We start from the raw sequence: 25,712 nt of genomic DNA, 5'->3' as shown, positions 1-25,712 counted from the left end.
TATACGTGCTTAACTATACAAGGGAAACTTTTCAGTTAACGCATGTACACTTTTACGTACTTTCTTTAAAGATTGTTCGCTTTCCGGATCTTTAATTACATCATCAATTAATTCGGCTATCTGCTCCATTTGTTTTTCTTTCATGCCGCGGGTAGTTACCGCTGCGGTACCTATACGTATACCTGAAGTTACAAAAGGCGATTTATCATCAAACGGAACCATGTTTTTATTTACGGTTATATCTGCCTGCACTAAGGCATTTTCAGCAGCTTTGCCCGAAATATTTTTGTTACGAAGATCAATTAATATCAAATGGTTATCCGTACCGCCCGATACAATTTCGTAACCCAGTTCGATCAGTTTTTTAGAAATGGCCTGTGCATTAAGTTTTACCTGCAGCACATACTTCATATAGCTGTCGCTAAGCGCTTCCTGAAAAGCCACAGCTTTAGCAGCGATAATATGCTCCAGCGGGCCACCCTGTGTGCCGGGGAAAACAGCGCCATCCAACAAAGCCGACATTTTTTTGATCTCGCCTTTAGGCGTTTTCAGGCCCCATGGATTATCAAAATCCTTACCCATCATAATCATACCGCCACGTGGGCCGCGCAAGGTTTTGTGGGTAGTTGTAGTTACAATATGACAATGCGGAAGCGGATCGGTTAATAAACCACGCGCAATTAAACCTGCCGGGTGAGAAATATCGGCCAGTACTAAAGCACCTACCTCATCGGCCACCTGGCGTATAAAGGCATAATCCCAATCGCGCGAGTAAGCCGAAGCGCCGCAGATGATCAGTTTAGGTTTCTCCTGCAATGCGGTTGCACGTAGTTGCTCATAATCAATCAAACCTGTTTCTTTAACTACACCATAAAAGAACGGCTGGTACAATTTACCCGAGAAGTTTACAGGCGAACCATGGGTTAAGTGACCGCCGTGCGACAGGTCGAACCCTAATATCTTATCGCCGGGCTGTAATACGGCCAGCATAACAGCGGCATTGGCTTGCGCGCCCGAGTGCGGCTGCACATTTACCCACTCGGCATTAAACAGTTGCTTGGCACGCTCAATGGCAATGGTTTCAATTTCATCCACAATCTGGCAACCGCCATAGTAACGCTTACCGGGTAAGCCTTCGGCATATTTGTTAGTTGCTACCGAGCCGGCAGCTTCCATTACCTGCTTGCTTACAAAGTTTTCTGACGCAATAAGCTCTAAGCCTTCTTCCTGGCGTTGTTGCTCAGCATCCAGTAATTCAAATATCAGTTTGTCTTTTTTCATGGTCTTTACAAGGCGCCTAAGTTAATCAAAATCAGTGTGGTGTTCGGGGCGCAATCCAAAAATTATTATAATCCAGTCCTAATTGTATATCTATTAACTCCTGCTGCAGCATCTCCAGCATGGCCAAAAAGTTATAAATAAAATGCACCCGGTTCTCTGAGTTTTTCACCATGGCATTAAAATCGAGCTTGCCATTAATACGCAGCAGATCATCAATCACTTTCTTTTGTTGCTCAATGGTGTAAGGGTATTGCACTACCGTGTGCGTTACTTCCTCTGAGCGGCTAAGGTAACGTCGTGTAACCCGTTCGTAAACCTGCATCAGGCGGTAAAGGGTAAGTTCTGAAAGCTCTTCGCCGGGGGTAGCTACGGCTTCAATGCCAGCAAGTTCGGCCGCGATATTGCCACGGCGCTCCTGCTTAAAGCGCTCATCCTCAAGTGGCCGCAACTGCTCGCATATATCTTTAAACTTTTTATACTCAATCAGTTTTCTGATGAGGTCCTCTTTGCTGTCAACCTCGTTCTCACCATTTTCGGCCTCATAACGGGGTAATAGCATTTTAGCCTTTATGCGCATAAGGGTAGCGGCCACAAATATAAACTCGCTGGCCAGCTCCATATTCAGGCTATTCATCTGGTGTATGTAGTCCAGAAAATCGTTGGTGATGCGGGCTATGGCAATCTCATGTATATCCAGCTCATCTCTTTCAATAAAAAAGAGCAGTAAATCGAAGGGGCCTTCAAACTGCGGCAACCGGATAGCAAAACTCTCATCGGCCATAGTATACCAAAGATAAGATTATTATAAATTGACCTTACAAATTTCTTTAATTCACCCCCTATTGCACGTAACCACATACAACGGTTATTGTAAAGTATCTATCAAACCATAATGCATAACTGATTTTTTTGATCCACCCGGGTAATTATCAAAGGCGGTATACTGCAGATACTTTTTGTCTGAATCAATACCCGGCATCACCTGGCCTATTACCTTCCTCAGCTGCATATTTTCCTTTTTCAAGGCAGCGGTATCTTTTAAGTTCAGTTTTGATACGTAATAAATCATCGGAAACATACCTTCATCCATAGGCTGGTTAAACACCCTAAATATTTTAGGCTGTGTAGGCAATTGTTTCACAATAAGCGGAAACTTGTAGGCAGCCTCCGCTTCAGTAATTACCTTACTATAAAATTCGTCAATCTCCGGCTCTTTGGCATAGCGCCATATAGTGCTGGGCAGCGCGCAACTGCGTGACAGGTTAAGCGTATTAACAACGTCCATAAGGTAGCCCTTGGCATATTTTTGTTTAGCAACTTCGTAAAGCTCCGGAGCGGTTTTACCTTGTATAGCGTGAGGGTTTAATTCCAGCTCGGTTAGTTTCCAACCGTAATCCAGTTTGTTATAATAAGCTGTCAGCAACCATTTATCAGTTCCATTTTTTAATAGATAAAAGGCAAAGTACATCTCCTTAGTACCGGGCTGATAATTGAGCGAATAATTGTTAGCCCCGTGATGGTTAGCTTTAATAACGTTAGGGCGCTTATACTGATGCACTACGTAAAATTCATCGAGTAAGCTGTTTTGGCCCGATTGCATGCGTATGCTGCACAGCTCAACCGTGCGGTTAATATTTACATCCTGCAACATAGTGCGCGACATGATATCCTCAAACAGCTTGGCATTGTTGGCTTTTAAGCCGGCTAAAAGTGTTTGGTTCATGTTATGAAAATCACCGGCGATGCCCGACGGAATTTCCTCATTTTTCCAGGTACCTGGACCATTTTTACAGGCGTTTAACGCAACAAGCACCGCCATTAACCAGCCAATAAAGCAACGGCTTCTTGAAAATATCATAGCAATTAATCAGGTTGATAATCTATTTTCAAATATGGCAATTATAGCTGGTTATGGACATAGACTTCAATACGTTACAATCATTTTTTATAATAACAGGAAAAAGGCCATAAAATAAATCCCGCATCACACTTTCAAATTAAAAGTACTTTTATATATATTTGCATACAGCAATTTCAGGTTGTGCTTGATATTAAAAACGTAGTCTCCTTAGCAATAATAGCGGCATGAGCATTAAACGAAAAATATGGATTGGTATAAAAGTGATTATTACCGTAGGCGCAATATGGCTATATATTAGGTGGAAAGACGCCAGCAACTACGGCGGCCAGCGATATAAGGAGCCTTTCCGCATAGCCGGCAACCTTTATTACGTAGGTACACGCGATGTAACTTCATACCTGTTGGCCGGACCAAAAGGCCACGTGCTGATTGATGGTGGCTACCCGGGAACTGCGCCTATGATTATAAAGAGCATTACCCAACTCGGCTTTAAAATTACGGATGTAAAAATACTGCTCAACTCACATGCTCACGTTGACCATGCAGGTGGCTTGGCCCAACTGCAAAAAGCATCGGGGGCACAATTGTGGGTGAGCGAGAATGATGCCGATATTATTGAGTCGGGCGGCGCAAGTTACAGAAACCCGGGCCCGTTAAATTTACTGATGCATCTGGGTATTATAGGCTATCCTGCTGCCCGGGTTAACCACCGGTTTAAGGACGGAGCCCAAATACGCCTGGGACCAATTGAACTTACCGCACACGTTACCGGCGGCCACACGCCTGGTGCCACTACCTGGGCAATCCCGGTTCAGGAAGGTAACCGCAAATTGCTTGCGGTTGATATGTGCGATTTACAATTGCCTATGCCCCAGTCAATTTTTAATTGGAATTATGATACACAAATTCAGAAAGAATTTGAACGTGGTTTTAAAACACTGCGCAGCTTGCCCACCGACATTTACCTTGCCAACCACGCCCGAACCTACAGCCAGAAGCGTAAGCTGGCCGAACGCAGCATTGCAAAAGACCCTATAGCACCGTTTATAGACAGGCAGGGTTATTTGGACGATATTAATAAGGCTGAAAAGAAGTTCATACAAACCATAAAAGAACAGAAGCAATCTGATTAACGGTTAAAACATACGTACAACTAGCTTACAACCACAAGCTATTTTACTGGCTAATTAAATTCAATGCCCATAAAAACAAATAGCTTTAACAAATTGTCAATTCAAATACCAACAAAAATAGCTTACTTTGTAAGTTAATTATCTGTATTCAATTCATGCAAGTACCGGCCGGCGATTTACTCCAAAAAATAAATTCACCATCTGATTTAAAGCAGTTTAGTGAGGATGACTTAGAGCAGATCTCGCAACAGCTACGCCAATATATCATTGATGTGGTGTCGGTAAATGGCGGCCATTTTGGCGCCAGCCTGGGTGTGGTTGAACTAACTGTAGCCCTGCATTATGTACTGAATACCCCTTATGACCAACTGGTTTGGGATGTAGGCCACCAGGCCTACGGGCACAAGATACTGACCGGCCGTCGTGATAATTTTCATACCAACCGTATTTACGGAGGTTTGAGCGGGTTTCCTAAACGTTCAGAAAGTGAATATGACACGTTTGGCGTAGGCCACTCTTCCACTTCTATATCGGCTGCATTAGGCATGGCCGTTGCTTCGCATTATAAAGGTGAGAAAGACCGCCAGCACGTAGCCGTAATTGGCGATGGCGCCATGACTGCCGGTATGGCCTTCGAGGCATTAAATCATGCCGGTATTGCCAACAGTAACCTGCTCGTTATACTGAATGACAATAACATGTCTATTGACCCTAACGTGGGTGCTTTAAAAGAATACCTGGCCGATATTACCACCTCAAAGCCGTATAACAGCTTTAGGGCCGATATTGGCTATGTGCTTTCCAAGCTTTCGGCCATTGGGCCCGACGCTTTGAAGTATGCTAAAAAGATAGAAAAAAGCATTAAGGGAACTTTACTTAAACAAAGCAATTTGTTTGAGGCCTTAAAATTCAGGTATTTTGGTCCTATTGACGGCCATGATGTAAAACACCTGACCAAAGTGCTGCGTGATTTGCGTGATATACCTGGGCCCAAATTATTGCATTGCGTTACCGTTAAAGGTAAAGGTTATGCTTTGGCCGAAAAGGACCAAACCAAGTGGCACGCCCCCGGCTTATTTGATAAAATTACCGGCGAGATTAAAAAGACTTACTATGAAAAGCCCCAGCCACCTAAATTTCAGGATGTGTTTGGGCACACGATGATTGAATTAGCGGAGCAAAACGCTAAAATTATGGGTATTACCCCGGCCATGCCATCGGGCTGTTCTTTAAACCTGATGATGAAGGCCATGCCCGACCGTGCTTTTGACGTAGGTATTGCCGAACAGCATGCCGTTACTTTTTCGGCCGGATTAGCGTCCCAGGGCTTAGTTCCGTTCTGTAACATATACTCCAGCTTTATGCAGCGGGCTTTTGACCAGGTGGTACATGATGTAGCTATACAAAAGCTGAACGTGGTGTTATGCCTTGACCGTGCCGGCCTGGCCGGTGCCGACGGACCAACACACCACGGCGCTTATGATTTGGCTTACATGCGCTGTATTCCTAACCTGGTGGTATCATCGCCCATGAATGAGGAAGAGCTACGCAACCTGATGTTTACTGCACAATTGGAAAACGCAGGTCCGTTTGTAATACGCTATCCGCGTGGTAATGGGGTAATGGTAGATTGGCAACGCCCTATGAAAGCAATCCCTGTAGGCAAAGGCCGCAAAATTTGCGATGGCGAAGAACTAGCTATCCTGTCTATTGGCGCCATTGGAAACGAGGTAGTTAAAGCGACAGGCGAATTAAATAATGACGGCATCTATCCAGCCCATTATGATTTGCGTTTTGTAAAACCGCTTGATGAAGCTATGCTACATGAAGTGTTTACCAAATACAGCAAAGTAATTACGGTAGAAGACGGCTGCCTGGAAGGCGGTGCCGGAAGCGCCGTACTAGAATTCATGGCTGACCATAAATACCAAGCCGAAGTAGTACGCTTAGGTATACCAGATGCAGTGATTGAACATGGTGAGCAACCCGAACTTTGGGCCGAATGCGGTTACGATGCAGCAAGCATAATACGCACGGTAAAAAGCATGGGTGTTAAGCAAAACCAACATATCATTGCTTCTTAGGCGCAGCGTTGAGAGAGCCAAGAGTCGAGACAGAGAACCTTTAATTAGTAGTATTAGTAAATAGTTTTACAGCAAACTTAATAGCTATTACAGTAACCTATGCGGTTACCCTTACCACTGTTTGCCCAAACCTGAGCAGGTCAGGGTCAAGATTCAGGCTAGCCATGTGATCAGGATCCAGGTCTATTACCACGCCGCGCTCGTGTGTGCCTCTGCCGCTAAACTCCACCTCAACGCCCATTTGCTGGAATGCAAGCCGGATGGCTTCGCGGAGGGTTATTCCGTCGGCAATCATTAGCTCCATATCTACCGTAAATATTTGTATTTGGCGGCCTTCTACAACGGCGGCAACACCTGCGTCTATTTCTTGTTGAGTCATGTTTATGGGTGCAATTGTACCTATTATTTAGAAAAAGCACAATGGGGATGATGAGTCTTTTGCCTTAAACGTTATAGCAGTAATAAAAGTCAGGTATCAAGGTATTAACCATGTACCATCCCACCCGGCACCTTGCCAGCTAAACTTAGCCCGGCGGTTGCCATCGCGACTCAGTTGCAGATATTCCAAATAATTCACATTTATTTTAACCACAGCAAAGTTTTCATATCCGGCGGCGTCGGCATCATCAAACTTTCGATTCGATAGATGTAATAATCCATCCGTTGCCTCCTCAACAGATGTTGTGGGCGCTGGCTGAGCCAGGTAAGACCTCCGGCTTCTGTAACCGTCCTTTTGCCAGTAAAATGCAGCAGTATCATTCTGAAAATGTATTTCGGCCTCCCCTTTCAAAATCAGTTGTATCTTTTGCTCATCGTTATAGCTAATTACGGTGAGTTTATTATTTTGCTTTATGTCCCCTACTTTCGGTGAGCGTACGTCGGTATAAAAAATGATCGAGCGGTTATCTGCCGAGCCTTCTCTTAAAACCACCGTATAAGCATCAATATAATCGGCTGCATAACTACATACCTGGATATACTTAAAACCTGCATTATCACCGTCTCTTTGGCCTGTTAGCTTCTTCCAGCTAGCATTAATTATGTCTTCCAGATCCTCATTCATGTAGCTATAAAAAAAAATTATTTTTTTTGTGTAACACTTTGTAATACAGTGCGTCTTATCGGTACTTTTAAAAGTATTTGTTGTTCTTTATAAGGTCAGTTAATGATAAAAGGTCTGTTACAAATACACCAGGCCTTTTATTTTTATAGCATTTTAGCTACTGTAGCCGGTATACGTGCAGCAACCTGCCCCGGTAATACAACCTGTAAACGGTTAGGCAACGCCAACTCATCCCCCGCCTTGCCATGCAAATACACGCCCATTATACAAGCCTGTTCGGGCGTAAATTTCTGCGCCAGTAAAGCCGTGATAATACCTGTTAACACATCGCCCATGCCGCCTACTGCCATGGCCGCATTGCTGGTGGAGTTAAAATACAGGTTACCATCGGGTGTGCCGGTTATGGTATAACTATTTTTTAGCACGATGCACAGTTTCAATTCCTGCGCTTTCAACCTTAGCGTTTGCAGGCGTTGCCACCAACTGTCATGTTCGCCAAACAAGCGGTCAAACTCTTTCATGTGTGGGGTAATGATGCTACCGGCCGGCAGCTCACAAAGTAATTTAGAATGCGTGGCAAGCAAGTTCAGTCCGTCGGCATCAACTACAACGGGCTTATCATATTCATTCAAAACATGCTGTAGCAGGCTGAGTGCATCCTCATCTTTACCTAACCCCGGGCCAATGGCCACAGCGCTGTACCTATCCAGTTCCAGATCGGGCAATTCATACTCCTGCCGCACAATGGCCATAACCTCGGCCTGGTAACTGTTAAGTGCGGTTAGTCCGCTTTGGGGTATACATGCGGTGGTTAAACCGGCGCCAGTATAAACACAGGCCGACGAGCACAGCAAAGCCGCACCCATTGTTTTGGCCTGCCCTGCAATAATAAGCGCATGCCCAAAGGTACCCTTATGACTAAACCGCTGCCGGGGTTTAAGCCATGCTTTAATATCCTTCTCTTCTACCAGCTGATAGGGCGATTGCAATGATTGAATGTAGGTCTCGTTCAATCCTATATTTACCGCTTCCCAACAATTTATGTAAGGCCCCGATTCGGGCAGCAAAAAATTTATTTTAGGCTGCTGAAAAGTGATGACCAGATCGGCTTTCAGCACAGTAGCATCAGGCATAACTTCACCGTCGGTAAAAAACCCGGTGGGCACATCAATAGCTACTACCGGCTTTTCAAGACTGTTGAGGTAGGTGACCAGTCTTTCGTAATCGCCGCTTAACGGTTTATTAAGGCCACTGCCTAACAGGGCATCTATTAAAATATCGCTGGTTTCACTGAGTTCCTGATAACCGGCTGTTAACTCAGTTATAGTTACCGGCAGCAATTGTAAGCGCTGCAAGTTGGTACTAAAATCATCAGATGTGCGGTCAGAAAAGCGAGCAATTTTTACATTGAGAAGGGTGTAGCCATGCTCATGCAGCAGCCGGGTAATAGCCATGCCATCACCTCCATTATTACCGGTACCGCAGTATACGGTTATAGACTTCCGCTTATCGGAAAAGTGGTTGATAAACCAGCTTACAAAAGCTTTAGAAGCACGTTCCATCAAGTCAACAGAACTGATGGGTTCATGCGCAATGGTATAAGCATCCGCTTCGCGAATTTGAGGAGCTGTTAATAAGGGTAACATAAGGTAAAAAGCAGATAAACAGACCCTTTGTTTTAAGAAATAAAATCCAAAACAATTCTAATTAAGCCAAACTGATACAAAAATACACTTTCTGTTTAAATAAATTACCAACACTTTGTTGATAATAACTTTCGTCAAAGTATAAACCTTACAGCTCGGAAGTAGTTGTTACTCAACATCTAATTTACAGAAATCATGTCAGAAACTAAGTCAGAAGAACAACATTTAGAAAAAACCATTGAAGCGTTAGAAAACAGTATTGAAAAAGAATCGGCTACTGGCTCTTCAACCAGTATTAACAGCTGGATTAAAACACTTTCAGATCATAAAGGGTACCAAACCATTGTACATGATCTGGAAAAATTAAAAGATGCCATTGCAGACAAGGACGGAAAAAAGGTTTATACTTTACTGGAAAAACTAGGTAATGAAACTGTTAAAGCGGCCGAAAAAGCGGATGGTAAAGAAAATGCCGCTATCAAAAAACTGGGCAAAACCTTGCTCAAGGGATCTAAACTGGTAGAAAAATTAGTTGGCAAAGAGTAAGCCTACTATTTGTACAACAAAGGCTGCCATAGCTGGCAGCCTTTGTTTTTTATTTAGAAGCTTTAGCAGGTTCCATTTCCTTTGCCAAGAACTGACCGGTGAAGCTTTCTTTAACTTTACACAAACCTTCAGGTGTGCCTTTAAATAAGATCTGGCCGCCGCCGGATCCACCTTCGGGGCCAAGGTCAATCACGTGGTCAACTACTTTAATTACATCCAGGTTGTGTTCAATAACCAATACGGTATTTCCTTTATCAACCAATTGCTGCAGTACACCTAACAGTACGTTAATGTCTTCAAAGTGCAAGCCTGTGGTTGGTTCATCCAATATATAAAAGGTGTTACCCGTATCTTTTTTAGATAACTCGGTAGCTAGCTTAACGCGTTGTGCTTCGCCACCTGAAAGTGTTAACGAAGACTGCCCTAAGGTAATATACCCTAAGCCTACATCATTCAAGGTCCTCACCTTGCGGTAAATAGATGGGATATGTTCAAAAAATGCCGTAGCATCCTCAATGCTCATATCCAATACGTCACTAATGGATTTCCCACGGTAGCGTACTTCGAGCGTTTCGCGGTTGTAGCGTTTGCCGCCGCACTCCTCGCAGGGTACCTGCACATCAGGCAAAAAGTTCATTTCGATAACCTTCTGACCGGCACCCTGGCAGGTTTCGCAACGGCCGCCTTTTACGTTGAACGAAAAACGCCCTGGTTTGTAGCCCCTTATCTTCGACTCGGGTAGTTGTACATATAATGCACGAATATCAGAGAAAACACCAGTGTACGTAGCCGGGTTTGAACGTGGCGTACGGCCAATAGGCGTTTGGTCTATTTCAATTACCTTGTCAATGTTCTCTAATCCCTCAATTTTATCGTAAGCCAAAGGTTGCTTTTTAGCCCGGAAAAAATGGTGATTCAGAATCGGATACAACGTCTCTGTAATTAAACTGGATTTGCCACTGCCCGATACGCCGGTTATACCAATAAGCTTACCTAACGGAAATTCAACCGTTACCTTTTTGAGATTATGACCGGTAGCTTTTTTAAGCGCCAGCGATTTGCCATTGCCCTTACGGCGGGTTTTCGGAACGGCAATCTCCCGCTCACCGTTCATGTAAGATGTGGTAAGCGTATGCGCGCTCATTAGCTCTTTAGGCGTACCCTCGGCCACTACCTGGCCACCGTGTACACCAGCTGCCGGCCCCATGTCAATTACATAATCGGCCTCCAGTATCATGTCTTTATCATGCTCAACCACTAAAACGGTATTGCCCAGGTCGCGCAGGTTTTTAAGCGCTTTTATAAGCCGGTCATTATCCCGCTGGTGCAGGCCAATACTCGGTTCATCTAAGATGTACATTACATTCATCAATTGTGAGCCAATCTGCGTAGCCAGCCGGATACGCTGCGCTTCACCGCCCGATAGCGTACGTGCGGTACGGTCGAGCGTTAAGTAGCTCAGTCCCACATCCAGTAAAAAGCCAATGCGGGCACGTATCTCTTTGAGTATCTCACGGGCAATTATGTTCTGGCGTTCATTTAGGCGTTCCTCTAAACCGGTAAACCAATCCTGCAGCGTGCGGATATCCATACAGGCCAGCTCAAATATATTCTTCTCATCAACCTTAAAATGCAGCGATTCCTTCTTTAAACGGGCGCCTTCGCAAACCGGGCAGGTTTTCAGCACACGGTAAGCTTCCATATCATCAGATATATCTTCGCTTTTGCGCTCCTGCTGCTCTTCCAGCATGCGGATCAAACCATCAAACGTTACCTGGTAGTTCTGTACATTCCATTTATTGTACTCAACTGCCACGGTAATGATCTCGTGCGAGCCATTTAAGATGATATCCAGCTTCTCGCGCGGAATTTTCTCGATAGGCACCGACAATGAGAATTCATATTTTTTGGCCAAAGCTTTCAGCACATGAAATATCCATGTTTCACGATACTCTCCTATAGGGGCCAGGCCGCCATTGATGATACTCAACTTAGGGTTGGGTATAACCGAAGCCTCATCAACAACAAATATGTAGCCTAAGCCATCGCACTTATCGCACGCGCCATAAGGCGAGTTAAACGAAAAAGTATTGGGCTGTGGTTCATCGTAAGAGATGCCCGAAACCGGGTCCATCAAAAACTTACTAAAATAGGATACGTTGTTATCCTTATCGGCAATACGGATAATGCCTTTGGCTGTTTTAAGCGCCGCCTGAACCGAAGTATATAAACGCTTGCTGTCTTTTTCGGTTACCACCAGGCGATCTACCACAATATCAATATCGTGTATTTTGTAGCGGTCTACCTGCATTTTGGGTTCCACGTCCACAATAGCACCATCAACATATACTTTTAAAAAGCCTTGTTTGCGTATCTGCTCAAAAAGTTCGCGGTAGTGGCCTTTACGCCCTTTTACCACCGGCGCCAGTATGTTTACGGGTTGGCCGTCAAACTTCTCGGTAATGGTGCGCAGTATTTGGTCTTCGCTCATACGCTCCATTTTTTGCCCGCTTATGTAGGAGTAGGCCTCGCCGGCACGGGCATAAAGCAAACGCATAAAATCATAGATCTCGGTAATAGTACCTACCGTTGACCGCGGATTTTTACTGGTAGTTTTTTGCTCAATGGCAATAACCGGACTCAGGCCTGATACTTTATCTACATCGGGCCGCTCCATACCGCCCATAAACTGGCGCGAGTAGGCCGAAAACGTTTCCATATAACGGCGCTGCCCCTCGGCATATATGGTATCAAAAGCTAAAGACGATTTGCCGCTGCCGCTCAGGCCGGTGATAACAACCAGCTGGTTGCGCGGAAAAGAAACATCGATATTTTTTAAATTATGTACCCGGGCCCCGTATACCTCAACTTCACTTTGTTCGCCCAGATCAATTGTTTTTTCGCTCATATTTTGTTTAGCAACAAGTATGTAAACTTGTAAAAGGCCGCTAAGTTTTTAGCCGCCTGTAAATAACTCAGATAGAGGCGCAAATATACGAAAAAGGCCGGCTTACACAATGCAAGCCGGCCCAATTTGCTCCGTAAATACTAATTTTTTTAGTTGAGTGACAACACTTGCGCAGGCTTAAGATTTGCCCACATGTTGCCGTAGCCGTTCTCGACTGGCTTGTCAATCACTTCTTTCATGGCAACCAGTTTGTATACATACATACTGGTTTCGCGGTTGAGGCGCATGTAAAAATAATTGCCTTTGTTTTTTCGATTAATGGCTTTTTGCACCCTTGGCGAACCAGCATTGTAAGCGGCGGCGGCCAAAGTCCAGCTATTAAATTGAGCATACAGCTCTTTAAGGTATTTGCAGGCCGCAATGGTTGACTTACGCGCATTTAAGCGATCATCCTTACCATGGCCCACTTTAAGGCCATACTCGCGGGCGGTACCGGGCATAAATTGCCATATACCTGCTGCACCGCGGGGAGAACGGGCTTGTCTTTCAAAACCCGACTCCAGCAAAGGGATATACTTAAAATCTTCGGGTATACCATAAATCTTTAGGATGGGCTCAATTACAGGAAACCATTTTTCGGCTTTGGTCTGTAAATCATCAGTTTTCAGCACATGATGACTATGCTTCCAGATAGAGTACCTGATTTTGCGTTTTACTTTCGCATTAGTTAAAGGCAACTCCTCATCGGCAAAGTTTAAGGGAGTAGCGTTTGTACTTTTTTTAAACTCTAAAAAGTTAAAAAGAACAGGACTGTTTTTCAATGGCTTCTTGTCAGGAACACTAAAGACAAAGAGCTTTGAAATGATAAACAGCACACATATTACGGAGCACGTAACTAGGTGTTTTTTAATCATTCAATTAATTTTAGTTCAACAATACAGGTCTAGATGTGTTGGCAAAGATACAAAACCTTACACATAATCAAACACTTAGGCATACTTAGTGTTTGGAGCACTGTTGAAAACTTTTAAAAACACTGGGTTTAAACGCCCGTAAGCCAAGTTTTCGATGTGGAAATTTTTTTTATTAAATGGCAAATTTTCGTACCTTTGCTGCCCGCTTTTAGCGCTTTAACAAAAAAATATGGTGTTCAAAAAACCAGGGAACAGTCGCGACGACAAGTCCAACAAATCAGCCGGTAGGCGTACCGGCAGTGGCGATCAGCCACGCAACAGCTCTTCTCCACGCACCCGTAATGCAAATTCAGGTTTTAAAAAGTCAGACGATGGCAGCGCTCCTAAAAAAAGGTTCGGCAGCGATACTGATAAAAAGCCGTTTTCTGCATCACGCAAACCTTCAACCGGCAGCTATAATGCCGACGACCGGCCTAAAAGGAGCTACGGTGCATCAACCGATAAAAAGCCGTTTGCGCCCCGTGGCAGCAGGCCAGACCGCGAAGGAGGAGACAAACCTTTTAAAAGACCTGCACAAGGCGCAGACAGGCCATTTAAAAGAAATGCAGAAAGCGGAGATAAACCTTTCCGAAAAAGTTCTGAGGGTGGTTTTAAAAGCGACAGAGATTCTTCATTTAAAAAACGTACCGGCGGTGAGCAGCGCGAGGGCGGCGACAAAAAGTACAGCCGACCTACTGCATCATCACGTACCTGGAGCGAGAAACCAGCTGATTTTCAAGACAAGCCATTCCGCGAGCGCATTGAGCGTTCAGAGGACCGCAAACCGGCTCGTAACGAGAATGCCGATGAACGCCCTACTCGTGTATTAAGGGGCCGCAATACGAAAAAGGCATCTGATAAAGACGAAAGCCACTTAATTAGATTGAACCGTTATATATCTAACGCCGGTATTTGTTCGCGCCGCAAGGCCGATGAGCTGATTGCCGCCGGTGTGGTTTCTGTTAATGGCGAGGTAATTTCTGAACTGGGCCATAAAGTGGACCCATCAAAAGATGTGATACGCTACAACGGCGAAACACTTAAAAGGGAAAAGATGGTGTATGTTCTATTGAACAAACCTAAAGATTATATCACCACAACCGAAGACCCGCAGGAACGCCGCACGGTAATGCACCTGGTAGAAAAAGCCAGCCGTGAACGTATTTACCCTGTTGGCAGGTTAGATCGTAACACTACCGGCTTACTACTCATGACCAATGACGGTGAATTAGCCGACAAGCTTTCGCATCCGCGCAACAGCATTACTAAAATATACCAAGTTGAACTAAACAAGAGCTTAACCCAGGGCGACCTGAACAAGATAAGCTTTGGTTTAGAACTTGAAGACGGCCTCATTAAGCCTGATACCGTAAGCTATGTACAAGGCGGCACTAAACGCGAAGTGGGTATACAGATCCACAGCGGTAAAAACCGTATTGTACGCCGTATCTTTGAACACTTAGGTTACGAGGTGGTAAAGCTGGATCGCACCATCTACGCCAACCTAACTAAAAAAGATCTTCCACGCGGCCGCTGGCGTTACCTGGATGAAAAAGAAATTATCCAACTGAAGCACCTGGTTCAGGTTTAGTTTATTTTTGGAATATAGAATATATGAGAATACAGCCTTTGCAGTTATGCAAAGGCTTTTTTTATGGATAAACTTCCCTTTCAGGTGGCTTAAAATAAAACTAACAAAATCCTCATCGCGACAAAAGATTGAATGTACGGGCCGGAAAGATCAACACCCTAGGTTGGCAAGCTAATCATCTTGCAATAACTTATCAAAATACTTTACTTGCAGAAACCCTTCATCTAATAAAAACCGTTTTTGCTACCTTGCGTTCTTCAAAACCAAAATTCCAATGAAAAAACTGTTATTACTACTGTATATGATACCTGCAACACTTGCTGCACAGCCTAAGCCGCCTAAAACGCTCGATCTGTTGATTGGCACTTACACCACCAATGGCAGCGACGGTATATACGTTTATCGCTTTTACACCGAAAGCGGAAGGCTGGCTTACTTAAGCAGAACAGAAAGAAATGTGGATAACCCATCGTACCTGTGCGTATCAGCCAACGGCAGGTTCATCTATTCGGTAAACGAAATTGGAGATGACCGTAAAGGCAGCGTGAGCGCTTTTTCATTTGAGCCTAAGGTTGGGAAAATTGAGCTGCTTAATAAACAAACAACTGGAGCAGGTCCTTGCTATATTTCGGTAGACAAGGCGCAAAAGCATGTTTTTTCTGCCAATTATGCTGGCGGTAGCATGTATGTATTCCCTGTAAACAAAGATGGCTCTTTAGCGCCGGCCTCGCAGGTTTTACAAGGGCCGTCAACAGGTTTGGGACCAAATAAATCCCGACAGGATAAGCCACATGTACACACGGCTATTTTATCTCCTGATGAGAAAAACCTACTCTGGACCGATTTGGGTGCCGACAAGGTGAACATTTACCGCTACAAGGCATCTCAAGCGCAACCACTTACACCAGCTTCGCCGGCTTCTATAAGCGTTGCACCTGGCGAAGGCCCAAGGCATATCGATTTTACACCTAACCGTAAGTACATGTACCTGGCTACCGAAATGGGCGGTAATGTAATTGCCTACGAGTACAACAACGGCCAGCCCAAACAAATTCAGAGCATAAGCATGATACCCGATGGTTATACCAAGCAAACAGGTGGCGCGGATATACATGTATCACCCGATGGTAAATTTGTATATGCTACAAACCGTGGCGATGCCAACGAGATTATTGTTTACGCTATAAATTCTGAAACCGGCCTGCTTACTTTTATAGAGCGCCAGGGTACGCTGGGCAATCACCCTCGTAACTTTGTTATCGATCCAACCGGTAGCTATCTTTTGGTGGCCAACCAAAAGAGTAATAATATTGTTGTTTTTAAGATTAACAAAACCACAGGTAAGTTAACCCCTACCAGTACGCGCTTAGAGATAAGCAGCCCAAGCTGTTTAAAGTTCGCATCAGCCGAGTAGAGATTATGATGGTGTTAAGCAGAGGCGTTTGCCGGCGGGTCAGGCTTCCACTAATTTAGCCTCCTAACCAGCATCTTGCTTCATTGCTTGAAACATGAAGAATACGTGTAATGACACGGCTTATCATGGCTCTGAATTGAATTAAGAAGGGGCATGTAAAAAACTAATCAAACAAAAACGCCGGCAATTGCCGGCGTTTTTGTTTGATTAAATATTGATCCCTATTGCTTACTGAACGAGTACACAATGTAACCCGTACCGTTGCCAATACTAACAGGCGAACGAAGTACCATATTGTTACCATCATTGCTGTTTACCAGCAACTGGTAGCCTTGTTGCACGTTTTTGGCTTTATCGCCTTCAAAAATCTTTTTAAATTGGAACATCTGTCCGCTAGGGCCTGAGTTATTTACAGACCAGAAAATAGTTTGCGAAGTACCATCGGCTAAAGTATACATACCGTTGCCGCTGTTGGTCAGTTTCCAGGTACTACCCACAAATGCCGACGGACGAGCCTGATCGAATACATTTGATACAGCGCTTTCTACCAAACCCTGGTAGCTTACATTATTCAATGTCCAGGTGCCGGTAAATTTACCCCGGCCTACATTACTTACACCAGTAGCGGCATTTTGAGTTGAGCAAGCCGTAACGGTAAGCCCGATTACTACAGCCATTAAAATAATTTCAAGTATCCTTTTCATATGTTGTGATGTGTGTTCTTGGTATTATACACAAATCTTGCCAAGCTTGTTTTAGCGCTGTTAAAACCGCTTGCTGCTTTCAATCACTTCCATATAGTAGTTTTCATACTGTGGCAGTATATTAGCCAGGTCAAATTTACGGGCATGCGTAAGGGCGTTCTCCTTAAAGGTGTTCAAACGCTCTTCATCCTGCAACATGTAAATAGCTTTTTCGGCCATGCCGTCAACATCGCCTACATCACACAAATACCCGGTGTAACCCTCTACATTTAGCTCGGGCAAACCGCCGGCATTACTGCTGATGACCGGTACGCGGCATGCCATAGCTTCCAACGCGGCCAAACCAAAACTCTCAGATTGTGAAGGCATCAGGAACAGGTCAGATACCGACATGATCTCTTCTACCGCGTCCTGCTTGCCCAAAAAGCGCACATTCTGGCTCACACCCAGGTCGCGTGCCAGTTGCTCACACTCGGGGCGGTCTTGCCCATCGCCTACCATTAACAGTTTTGACGGTATTTGCGCATTTACCTTGGCAAATATGCTAATCACGTGAGACGTGCGTTTAACCCTCCTGAAGTTGGACGTATGCACCAGTATCTTTTCACCCTCAGGTGCAATGGCTTTTTTAAAGTGTTCTTTAGGCGTATGGTTAAAGCGGCTCAGGTCAATGAAGTTGTAGATCACTTTAATGTCCTTTTCTATCTCAAAAAACCGATAAGTATCCTTCCTCAAATGCTCCGATACCGAGGTTACCCCATCGCTTTGGTTTATAGAGAAGGTAACTACCGGCTTGTACGTACGATCATTACCTACCAGCGTTATATCGGTACCGTGCAGCGTTGTAATTACCGGGATATGAATTCCATAAGTGGCCAGTATTTGCTTAGCCATAAAAGCGGCCGAAGCATGCGGTATGGCGTAATGCACGTGCAACACGTCCAGCTTTTCAAAGCGCACCACATCTACCAGGCGGCTGGCCAGGGCAAGCTCGTAAGGTGGGTATTCAAATAAAGGATATTTGCTAACGGCAACCTCGTGGTAAAACAGGTTTTCGGAAAAGAAATCTAACCGAACGGGCTGATTGTAGGTTACAAAATGCACCTGATGACCCCTATCGGCCAGGCCTTTGCCCAGCTCGGTGGCCACCACACCGCTACCACCAAAGGTTGGGTAGCATACTATGCCTATTTTCATGCAGAAAATCTGATTTAAGTTAAAATGAAACTACCCGATTTACCCGAAGTAAAATCTGTACCAGGTGAGTTTATGCCCGCAAGTTTAACAGCATTTTGCGGCAAATGTGTTAAGCGTATGTAATCTTTACAAAGCTCGATTCTTATGCATCAGATTGTTACACGGCTGTGGTTTTGGCTTACTCACTTTATTTAAAACGCAACATTTTTATGATGTTACAGGCAAATTCTTAACTTGCATGTACTTTAAACCTAATCCTAAAAATCATGGGCCTTTTTTCACCAGAAGAACCACTGCACTACGAAATTGACGGTAAGCAACTCATTTGTATGTTTTGCCAAAACGATTTCTTTTTTACCCGCCAAGAACAACTGCATAGCCCATCGCGTACGTTTTTTGACCTAGAATGGACTGATAAGACCGCTACCTGCTTTATTTGCAGCGAATGCGGCTACATTCATTGGTTTATGCGGTAGTGCGTTCCATGCTCCTATCACTTATCTCAACTTTAACTACAAAACCTGCGATATCCACCACGTATTACCAAAAGCATCCAGCACGCCTGCACTGCGGCCATAATCCTGATTAGCGGGTTCCATAATACTGCTGGCGCCGTTAGCTAACGCTTTTTGGTAGGTAGTATCACAATCGGCTACGTAAATAAATAAGCCGGCATTTTGTACCGGATAATCTTCGGTAGCATCGGTAAACATAATGGTGCTGGTACCTACCTGTAGTTCGGCATGCATAATGGTCGTTTCATTGCGCATAACCTTTAGTTTCTCGGTAGCGCCAAAAACGGTTTGCATAAAAGGTAAAAAAGCGGGCTGCATCTTTTACAATCAGGTAAGGCATTACACGTTGATAGCCCTCGGGAATATTAAGCTCTTGCATATTTTAGGCTGATATAAAGCAAGATAAGAACAAAAGCTGATTAACAAATAAACTTTTGTTGCCTTGTTGCCACCCTATATACTACTACAGTCCTTTTGCAATAGCCTCGTAAAACACGTCCTGTATACGCGGCCGGATGCGGCGGCTTACCAACAGTTGCGAATCTTTAGGATATACACGGTTGGAAAGGAAGATATAAACCAGGTTTGTCTTAGGATCAACCCAGATACAGGTACCGGTATAACCGGTGTGCCCATAGGTTTGTGGCGATGCCATGGCTGATGGATAGTGTTTGCTTACCTCAGGATCCCACATATCGAAACCCAGACCGCGACGGCTAACGTTCGATTGCCTGGTGGTAAACTGCTTAACCGTTTCGGGCTTAAAGTACTGTATACCGCCGTAAGTGCCACCGTTTAATACCATTTGATAAAGTATGGCCAGGTCATTTGCCGAGGCAAACAAACCTGCATGACCAGACACGCCACCCACCATAGCTGCACCCTGATCGTGCACATAGCCGGTTAAAAGCGTGCGTCTGAAGTAAGTATCGTTCTCGGTTGGGATGATCTGATCGCGGCTGAAACGGTTTCGGGGTAAAAAACCTGCTGTTTGCATGCCCAGCGGATTGTAGAAATTATCCTGCACGTAAACGTTTAACGGCGTAGCGGTAACCGTTTCTACAATCTCTTTCATAAAGTACATGCTCAGGTCACTGTACACATACTGCCCCCGCGTGCGTAAAGACGAATTGAGCATTTGCGGCCACATTACATCCTTAAAGTAATCCTTGCGCATGTAATACCCGTCGGCCACCTTGGTTGGGTATGCTGCTGATGAATCAGAGCTGTGATCGGTTGCTTTTATGCGTTCGTAAAAAGGAATATAAGAAATTAAACCTGCCTGGTGCAGCATCAGCTCTCTCACCCTGATGTTGTTTTTATTAGTGGGTTTAGCTAAAGCCAGGTAACTACCCACGGTAGAGTCAAGGCTTAGTTTACCCTGCTCAACCAGTTTCATTACCTCCATAGTAGTGGCCGATATTTTAGTAACGGAAGCGATATCAAAAATATCAGTAATTTTATCAGGCTGCGTTTTATCATAGGTATGAGAGCCGTACGCCTTGTTAAATATTACCTTACCATCTTTGGCAGCCAAAACTACAAAACCTGGTGTGGCCTGGTCGCCAATGGCTTCGCGGGCAATGTTGTCTATAGCTAAAAGGTTTTCGGCCTTCATTCCTGCGGCTTCGGGCACGGTGTACTGTAGCCGGGTTTTAGCCGTAAGAAAACCCGAGCCGGCAGTGTATTTGGCCGACACGCTTTTCTCCAGCTTATGTGTAACAGCTACGCCACCAAATACAGCCTGTGCTGCATAAGCTGCAGCAACCGGCGTTACCCTCGAGCACCAAATAACAGGTGTAGTTACCGGATCAAGCTTACTCAATGCCGCTCCGCTACCCCAATAAACAACCACCAGTTTTTTTAGCTTATCATTCATGGTAATGAAATTAAGCAACTGTGCGTTACTCAAATCCACATCCGTTATTTGCAATAATACTGTGTTATAAAGCTTTAAATCGTCGGTTAACTTACCTATAGTCAGGTAAGACAAAGCGTTAAAGCTTTTAACTTTGGTATACTTGTTCAGCAAACTATCAAATATGGCGTCGTTTGCATGGTTAAAACGCACACTGGCTATAGTGCTTTTATCCAGATCTTGTAAAGGAACCAGATTCTGTTCGTTATTCAGCAACACGGTAAATTGCTCGGCCAGCTTCTCTTCATTCACGTAAGCCAAACCAGTAAGATTAATTAGCGGCGGCTTTTGTGCGCAAGCGGTGCTTAAAAATATAAATCCGGATAGGGCAACAAATATTAAGGTACTTAACTTATTTCTTCTCATAAACTTTCTCACCATTCACGTAGGTCTTTAATACTTTAATGTGCGGTAAATCTGCGCCTTTCGCCTTCATTAAATCCTGTTCTAATATCACAAAGTCGGCGTATTTACCTACTTCTATGCTACCCTTCTCTTTTTCCTCAAAGTTGGCGCGGGCCGCCCAAATGGTCATCCCTCGCAGGGCTTCGACACGCTTCAATGCATTCTCGGGCTGAAAGCCTCTGGCAGGCAGGCCCTTCATGTCCTTACGTTCTGTGGCCGAATAAAAGGTATAAAGCGGATTGATATCCTCTACCGGAAAATCGGTTCCTAAGGGTAGCCAGCCATTTTGCTGTAATAATTGCTTGTAAGCATAGGCGCCTTTTAAACGCTGGGCACCCAAGCGCTCGCCTGCCCAGTTCATATCTGACGTGGCATGCGTTGGCTGCACCGATGGTATGATGCTATTTTCGCCAAAATATTTAAAATCGGCTGCGTCTATTATCTGGGCATGTTCTATACGCCAGCGCAAATCATTCTTACCTTTAAGGGCATTAGCATAAATTTTCAGGATGGTGCGGTTGGCCGAGTCGCCAATGGCATGGGTACACATCTGGAAACCCTTGCCGGCAATACGTGTGGCCACATCTTCGAAATGCTTTTGACTACTTAATAAGAAACCTTTCCAGCCTTTTTGATCATTGTAATCATGCAGCAGGCAAGCCCCTCTTGATCCCAACGCACCATCAGCATACACTTTAAACGAGCGTACGTTTAAGCCTGGTGTTTTGTAAACACCCCGTTTAAATAGGTAATTTATATTTTCTTCATTATCAGACAGCATTACATACATGCGCATTTTTAATGCTTTTTTGTGCTGCAGCTCGGCAATGGTATTAATCATAGGATAGTCCAGCCCGCAGTCATCAACCGTGGTTAAACCCACGGCAAAGCAATTACGCTGTGCGTTAAGTAAAGCACCTTGTACCTGTGCATCGGCTGGCTCGGGTATTTTGCGGGTAACCAGGTCAACGGCATTATCAACCAATATACCGGTAAGCTTGTTATTAACGGTTTGTATCTCGCCCCCTTCCAGCTTTTGGCCGGGCTTAATACCAGCAATGTTTAAAGCCGCCTGGTTAGCAATAGCGGCATGGCCATCAATCCGGTTCAAAATAACCGGCCTAACCGGAAACAGGGAGTCGAGCTTGGTTTTGTCTGGAAACTGTGTGCCTTTCCAGTCGTTTTGGTCCCAGCCACGACCTATGATCCAGCCCTCGGGGTTACGGGCGGAATAGGATTGTACTGAATCTAAAATTTCATCCCAGCCTTTGGTGCCTTCCAAATGTACTTCTTGCAGGCCCAGGCCATAGCGGTAAAAGTGAGTATGCGCATCTATAAAACCAGGGTATACGGCTTTACCATTCGCATCCACCACTTCGCGGGCCAGGTAAATTTTTTCCAAACTGTCGGCTTTGCCTACGGCCACTATTTTGCCGGCGTTTACCACAAAGGCTTCGGTAGTACTAAAGTTGCTGTCAACAGTGTACACCAACGCATTTTTCACCAACAGATCGGCATTATACTCCTTTTGTTTGCAGGCTACAAAAAGTATCAGCAACAACCCGGGCCAGAATTTTTTCATACAGTAGACTAAAATAAAAAAACATTCGCATCAAAAGCCACACCAAACCTTGCTATCGCTTATACAGCGGCAGGCGCTTTTATGTTACGCTTTTGATTGCATTGCACGGCGTACTTATGCCGTCCAGCTAAATATACAACGCACCAAAGGTAAAGTTATGCCATCAAATTTTTAATTTAGCCCCTCGAAATTGAAGGGATTTTTTTGATGTCAGATATAATACAGCTTTTACCAGACGCCGTAGCTAACCAGATAGCCGCGGGAGAAGTAGTGCAGCGACCAGCGTCGGCCGTAAAAGAACTGGTAGAGAATGCGATAGATTCGGGCGCTGACAAAATACAGCTCATTTTAAAAGATGCCGGTAAGGCGCTGATACAGGTAATTGATAACGGTTGCGGCATGAGCATGACTGATGCCCGCATGTGCTTTGAACGCCATGCCACCTCTAAGATACGCAAAGCCGAAGACCTTTTTGCCATACGTACTATGGGTTTCAGGGGCGAGGCCATGGCCTCCATAGCTGCTATTGCCCAGGTGGAGATGAAAACCCGCCGCCGCGAGGACGAGCTGGGCACCTGCATTATTATTGAAGGCTCGGAAGTAATTAGCCAGGAGGCTTGTGGCACCAGCGGCGGCACCTCTACCTCTATCAAAAATCTGTTTTATAATACCCCGGCACGCCGTAACTTTCTAAAAAGTAATCCGGTTGAGCTACGCCACATTATTGACGAGTTTCAGCGGGTAGCACTGGCTAATCCGCAAATATTTTTCACCATGCATCATGACGGGCAGGAGGTATATCACCTGCCCGCTACGCAGCTTAAGCAGCGCATTGTTCATTTGTTTGGCAACAATTACAACCAGCGTCTGGTGCCTGTTGAAGAAGATACCACCATTATTAACCTGCGCGGCTTTGTAGGGAAGCCCGAGTTTGCACGCCGCACGCGGGGCGAGCAGTTCTTTTTTGTAAACAACCGCTTTATACGCGATAATTACCTTAACCATGCCGTAATGACGGCTTTTGAGGAACTGTTGCCAGAGGATACTTATCCTTTTTATGTGTTGTTTATTGATATTGACCCCAGCAAAATCGATATCAACGTACATCCTACCAAAACGGAAATCAAATACCAGGACGAGAAGGCCATTTATGCCATCATCCGCTCGGCTGTAAAACGTTCGCTGGGCAGGTATAACATTACCCCTACCCTGGATTTTGATCAGGAGAATAGCATTGAGCACCTGATAACGCATAAGCCGCTGGAGCAAATTACGCCGCCGGGCATTACCTTTAACCCCAACTTTAATCCGTTTGATAGTGCGCCCAAAGCACCTGCACAGCGCGAAAGCAGCTACCAGCAGTCGCACAACCCTTACAAAAGCGGCATGCCGCAAAATTGGGAAACCTTGTATGAGATAACGCAGCAAGCGCCAAGTCAGCAACAGCAAATGCTGCCTGATGATAGTTTTGAGGTAAACGACCAGGCCATAAGCAAGCCAAGCGAGCGGCAATTGTTCCAGATTCATAACCGGTACATCCTGTCGCAGATAAAATCCGGCTTCATGCTCATAAACCAGCAGGCTGCACACGAGCGCATTTTGTATGAGCGTTTTTTGCAGCAACTGCAAAATCACTCGGGCGTTAGTCAGCAAAGTTTATTTCCGCAAACAGTAACCCTTAACAGCAGCGACTTTACGTTACTGAAAGAGCTTTTGCCCGACATTAAAGCATTAGGTTTTGATATACGCGAGTTTGGTAAAAACACAGTAGTGGTTGATGGCATACCGGCCGATTTAAACCAAGCCAGCGAGCACCAGTTGCTCGAGCATTTGCTAGAAGGATTTAAAAACAATCTGGCTATATTGAAGTTAGATAAGCGCGACGCCTTAGCCCGTACACTGGCCCGTAATGCGGCTACTAAAGCCGGCACCCGGCTTACTTTAGAAGAGATGAATTTACTGATTGACCAACTTTTTGCCTGCCAGATGCCCAACATAGCTTTGAACGGCAAACCGGTAATTAGTACATTTACCCTGAACGAACTAATGGAGCGCTTTGAAAAATAAGAGCTAACGAGCGCCGGAGCTAAAATTAATAATGAGGACATCAAACAACATGATTATTTCAACTACCCAACGTCTTGTTTCGTGACTCTCGTGTCCGGCTCTAAAAAGAAAATACATCTATGAATGCATACAGGCAAAACCCATTCGCTAACCTTACACCAGTTGTACAGAACTTACTAATCATAAATGTTATATTCTTTGTAGGTAACTGGTTCTTACAATCAGCAGGTATTAACTTAGAGCCTTACCTGGCAGCGCATTACTTTAATGCTCCAATTTTTAGGGTATGGCAAATTATCACCTACATGTTTATGCATGGTGGCCTGATGCATATTTTCTTTAATATGCTCGCCCTTTACATGTTTGGTCCCACACTGGAGTATACCATGGGGCCTAAGCGCTTTTTACAATATTATTTTATTACCGGTATAGGCGCTTTGGCATTGCAAATGCTGGTTCAGGCTTTGGAGGTTTACCAGGTTATTGGTACATTCACAGTGCCCCACGGCGATATATCCCCTTACTTTGCTACGCCGGGTTATGAAAAACTTGTAGAAATTTATAGTCCGTTAAGTGGTATAGTTGGTGCATCAGGTGCTATATTTGGTTTGCTTGTAGCCTTTGGCATGCTTTACCCTAATGTGGAATTATTTATTATGTTTATTCCGCTGCCTATTAAGGCCAAATATGCTGTAATTGGTTACATACTGCTTGAGTTATACTCGGGCGTGGCGCAATATGCAGGCGATTCAGTAGCGCATTGGGCGCATTTGGGCGGAGCGTTGTTTGGGTTTATTTTAATAAAAATTTGGGGTATGCAAAGGCCAAACAATTTTTATTAACT

General features: G+C 44.7%; 21 protein-coding genes. 8 read left to right on the top strand and 13 right to left on the bottom strand.

Annotation, left to right across the window (positions count from 1 at the left end; all coding sequences use genetic code 11):
* Positions 1-9: 9 nt before the first annotated feature.
* From glyA to ABDD95_RS03530, 3 genes are all read right to left on the bottom strand, one after another.
* Positions 10-1,281 carry a serine hydroxymethyltransferase gene (glyA, locus tag ABDD95_RS03540; RefSeq protein WP_345950522.1) on the bottom strand — a complete coding sequence of 424 codons (1,272 nt, stop codon included), beginning with the start codon at positions 1,279-1,281 and terminating at the stop codon, positions 10-12.
* A 31-nt stretch (positions 1,282-1,312) separates the two neighbouring features.
* Positions 1,313-2,062 carry a segregation/condensation protein A gene (locus ABDD95_RS03535; RefSeq protein WP_345950521.1) on the bottom strand — a complete coding sequence of 250 codons (750 nt, stop codon included), beginning with the start codon at positions 2,060-2,062 and terminating at the stop codon, positions 1,313-1,315.
* An 84-nt stretch (positions 2,063-2,146) separates the two neighbouring features.
* Positions 2,147-3,139: a hypothetical protein gene (locus ABDD95_RS03530; RefSeq protein WP_345950520.1), complete on the bottom strand. Its 993-nt coding sequence runs from the start codon at positions 3,137-3,139 to the stop codon at positions 2,147-2,149.
* A 227-nt stretch (positions 3,140-3,366) separates the two neighbouring features.
* Between ABDD95_RS03530 and bla the strand changes: the two genes are divergently transcribed.
* On the top strand, positions 3,367-4,275 hold the full coding sequence (gene bla, locus ABDD95_RS03525; RefSeq protein WP_345950519.1) for a subclass B3 metallo-beta-lactamase: 909 nt from the start codon (positions 3,367-3,369) through the stop codon (positions 4,273-4,275).
* A 155-nt stretch (positions 4,276-4,430) separates the two neighbouring features.
* On the top strand, positions 4,431-6,359 hold the full coding sequence (gene dxs, locus ABDD95_RS03520) for a 1-deoxy-D-xylulose-5-phosphate synthase (RefSeq protein ID WP_345950518.1): 1,929 nt from the start codon (positions 4,431-4,433) through the stop codon (positions 6,357-6,359).
* A gap of 97 nt (positions 6,360-6,456) precedes the next feature.
* On the opposite strand, the gene ABDD95_RS03515 is transcribed toward dxs, so the two are convergent.
* From ABDD95_RS03515 to ABDD95_RS03505, 3 genes are all read right to left on the bottom strand, one after another.
* Positions 6,457-6,738, bottom strand: a complete 282-nt coding sequence (locus ABDD95_RS03515) for a hypothetical protein (protein WP_345950517.1) — start codon at positions 6,736-6,738, stop codon at positions 6,457-6,459.
* Between the two features lie 96 nt (positions 6,739-6,834).
* Positions 6,835-7,422, bottom strand: a complete 588-nt coding sequence (locus ABDD95_RS03510; protein WP_345950516.1) for a pyridoxamine 5'-phosphate oxidase family protein — start codon at positions 7,420-7,422, stop codon at positions 6,835-6,837.
* Between the two features lie 143 nt (positions 7,423-7,565).
* Positions 7,566-9,068, bottom strand: a complete 1,503-nt coding sequence (locus ABDD95_RS03505; protein ID WP_345950515.1) for an NAD(P)H-hydrate dehydratase — start codon at positions 9,066-9,068, stop codon at positions 7,566-7,568.
* Between the two features lie 195 nt (positions 9,069-9,263).
* Between ABDD95_RS03505 and ABDD95_RS03500 the strand changes: the two genes are divergently transcribed.
* Entirely contained in the window at positions 9,264-9,614 is a 351-nt protein-coding gene (locus tag ABDD95_RS03500) for a hypothetical protein (RefSeq protein WP_345950514.1), read from the top strand.
* A 49-nt stretch (positions 9,615-9,663) separates the two neighbouring features.
* On the opposite strand, the gene uvrA is transcribed toward ABDD95_RS03500, so the two are convergent.
* Positions 9,664-12,522 (bottom strand): excinuclease ABC subunit UvrA, encoded by a 2,859-nt coding sequence (gene uvrA / locus ABDD95_RS03495; RefSeq protein ID WP_345950513.1) that lies wholly within the window; start codon positions 12,520-12,522, stop codon positions 9,664-9,666.
* Positions 12,523-12,671: 149 nt separating this feature from the next.
* Positions 12,672-13,343 carry a lytic transglycosylase domain-containing protein gene (locus ABDD95_RS03490; protein ID WP_345950512.1) on the bottom strand — a complete coding sequence of 224 codons (672 nt, stop codon included), beginning with the start codon at positions 13,341-13,343 and terminating at the stop codon, positions 12,672-12,674.
* A gap of 322 nt (positions 13,344-13,665) precedes the next feature.
* On the opposite strand from ABDD95_RS03490, the gene ABDD95_RS03485 reads away from it, so the two are divergent.
* Complete coding sequence (locus ABDD95_RS03485; protein ID WP_345950511.1) at positions 13,666-15,066, top strand: pseudouridine synthase; 1,401 nt, start codon at positions 13,666-13,668, stop codon at positions 15,064-15,066.
* Between the two features lie 274 nt (positions 15,067-15,340).
* Complete coding sequence (locus tag ABDD95_RS03480; RefSeq protein WP_345950510.1) at positions 15,341-16,480, top strand: lactonase family protein; 1,140 nt, start codon at positions 15,341-15,343, stop codon at positions 16,478-16,480.
* A gap of 221 nt (positions 16,481-16,701) precedes the next feature.
* On the opposite strand, the gene ABDD95_RS03475 is transcribed toward ABDD95_RS03480, so the two are convergent.
* Entirely contained in the window at positions 16,702-17,184 is a 483-nt protein-coding gene (locus ABDD95_RS03475; protein WP_345950509.1) for a hypothetical protein, read from the bottom strand.
* A 60-nt stretch (positions 17,185-17,244) separates the two neighbouring features.
* Complete coding sequence (gene bshA, locus ABDD95_RS03470) at positions 17,245-18,381, bottom strand: N-acetyl-alpha-D-glucosaminyl L-malate synthase BshA (protein WP_345950508.1); 1,137 nt, start codon at positions 18,379-18,381, stop codon at positions 17,245-17,247.
* 266 nt (positions 18,382-18,647) lie between these two features.
* On the opposite strand from bshA, the gene ABDD95_RS03465 reads away from it, so the two are divergent.
* Positions 18,648-18,857, top strand: coding sequence for a hypothetical protein (locus tag ABDD95_RS03465; RefSeq protein WP_345950507.1), 210 nt, complete (start codon positions 18,648-18,650; stop codon positions 18,855-18,857).
* A gap of 36 nt (positions 18,858-18,893) precedes the next feature.
* On the opposite strand, the gene ABDD95_RS03460 is transcribed toward ABDD95_RS03465, so the two are convergent.
* The 3 genes from ABDD95_RS03460 to ABDD95_RS03450 all read right to left on the bottom strand — a co-directional run bounded on the left by ABDD95_RS03460 (position 18,894) and on the right by ABDD95_RS03450 (position 22,801).
* Positions 18,894-19,190 (bottom strand): VOC family protein, encoded by a 297-nt coding sequence (locus ABDD95_RS03460; protein ID WP_345950506.1) that lies wholly within the window; start codon positions 19,188-19,190, stop codon positions 18,894-18,896.
* Between the two features lie 169 nt (positions 19,191-19,359).
* Positions 19,360-21,180 (bottom strand): serine hydrolase, encoded by a 1,821-nt coding sequence (locus ABDD95_RS03455; protein ID WP_345950505.1) that lies wholly within the window; start codon positions 21,178-21,180, stop codon positions 19,360-19,362.
* On the bottom strand, positions 21,167-22,801 hold the full coding sequence (locus ABDD95_RS03450) for an amidohydrolase (protein WP_345950504.1): 1,635 nt from the start codon (positions 22,799-22,801) through the stop codon (positions 21,167-21,169). Before ABDD95_RS03450 ends, ABDD95_RS03455 begins: the two co-directional genes overlap by 14 nt.
* Positions 22,802-23,008: 207 nt before the next feature.
* On the opposite strand from ABDD95_RS03450, the gene mutL reads away from it, so the two are divergent.
* A complete protein-coding gene (gene mutL, locus ABDD95_RS03445) occupies positions 23,009-24,868 on the top strand; it encodes a DNA mismatch repair endonuclease MutL (RefSeq protein ID WP_345950503.1) in 1,860 nt (619 codons plus the stop codon).
* Positions 24,869-24,987: 119 nt separating this feature from the next.
* On the top strand, positions 24,988-25,710 hold the full coding sequence (locus tag ABDD95_RS03440; RefSeq protein ID WP_345950502.1) for a rhomboid family intramembrane serine protease: 723 nt from the start codon (positions 24,988-24,990) through the stop codon (positions 25,708-25,710).
* Positions 25,711-25,712 lie beyond the last annotated feature (2 nt).

Origin of the sequence: Mucilaginibacter sp. PAMB04274, from assembly GCF_039634385.2 — a bacterium.
In the GTDB taxonomy this organism is placed as follows: domain Bacteria; phylum Bacteroidota; class Bacteroidia; order Sphingobacteriales; family Sphingobacteriaceae; genus Mucilaginibacter.
Note: the sequence above shows the minus strand (reverse complement) of the source record. Positions and strands in the feature narration are given on the sequence as shown.

Coding starts and splice junctions, on each gene's coding strand:
- ABDD95_RS03450 (WP_345950504.1), bottom strand. CDS start 22,801: ATGAAAAAATTCTGGCCCGGGTTGTTGCTGATACTTTTTGTAGCCTGC.
- ABDD95_RS03455 (WP_345950505.1), bottom strand. CDS start 21,180: ATGAGAAGAAATAAGTTAAGTACCTTAATATTTGTTGCCCTATCCGGA.
- ABDD95_RS03515 (WP_345950517.1), bottom strand. CDS start 6,738: ATGACTCAACAAGAAATAGACGCAGGTGTTGCCGCCGTTGTAGAAGGC.
- ABDD95_RS03505 (WP_345950515.1), bottom strand. CDS start 9,068: ATGTTACCCTTATTAACAGCTCCTCAAATTCGCGAAGCGGATGCTTAT.
- ABDD95_RS03500 (WP_345950514.1), top strand. CDS start 9,264: ATGTCAGAAACTAAGTCAGAAGAACAACATTTAGAAAAAACCATTGAA.
- ABDD95_RS03465 (WP_345950507.1), top strand. CDS start 18,648: ATGGGCCTTTTTTCACCAGAAGAACCACTGCACTACGAAATTGACGGT.
- ABDD95_RS03440 (WP_345950502.1), top strand. CDS start 24,988: ATGAATGCATACAGGCAAAACCCATTCGCTAACCTTACACCAGTTGTA.
- glyA (WP_345950522.1), bottom strand. CDS start 1,281: ATGAAAAAAGACAAACTGATATTTGAATTACTGGATGCTGAGCAACAA.
- bshA (WP_345950508.1), bottom strand. CDS start 18,381: ATGAAAATAGGCATAGTATGCTACCCAACCTTTGGTGGTAGCGGTGTG.
- ABDD95_RS03460 (WP_345950506.1), bottom strand. CDS start 19,190: ATGCAAACCGTTTTTGGCGCTACCGAGAAACTAAAGGTTATGCGCAAT.
- ABDD95_RS03480 (WP_345950510.1), top strand. CDS start 15,341: ATGAAAAAACTGTTATTACTACTGTATATGATACCTGCAACACTTGCT.
- ABDD95_RS03510 (WP_345950516.1), bottom strand. CDS start 7,422: ATGAATGAGGATCTGGAAGACATAATTAATGCTAGCTGGAAGAAGCTA.
- ABDD95_RS03485 (WP_345950511.1), top strand. CDS start 13,666: ATGGTGTTCAAAAAACCAGGGAACAGTCGCGACGACAAGTCCAACAAA.
- uvrA (WP_345950513.1), bottom strand. CDS start 12,522: ATGAGCGAAAAAACAATTGATCTGGGCGAACAAAGTGAAGTTGAGGTA.
- ABDD95_RS03530 (WP_345950520.1), bottom strand. CDS start 3,139: ATGATATTTTCAAGAAGCCGTTGCTTTATTGGCTGGTTAATGGCGGTG.
- dxs (WP_345950518.1), top strand. CDS start 4,431: ATGCAAGTACCGGCCGGCGATTTACTCCAAAAAATAAATTCACCATCT.
- mutL (WP_345950503.1), top strand. CDS start 23,009: ATGTCAGATATAATACAGCTTTTACCAGACGCCGTAGCTAACCAGATA.
- ABDD95_RS03535 (WP_345950521.1), bottom strand. CDS start 2,062: ATGGCCGATGAGAGTTTTGCTATCCGGTTGCCGCAGTTTGAAGGCCCC.
- ABDD95_RS03475 (WP_345950509.1), bottom strand. CDS start 17,184: ATGAAAAGGATACTTGAAATTATTTTAATGGCTGTAGTAATCGGGCTT.
- bla (WP_345950519.1), top strand. CDS start 3,367: ATGAGCATTAAACGAAAAATATGGATTGGTATAAAAGTGATTATTACC.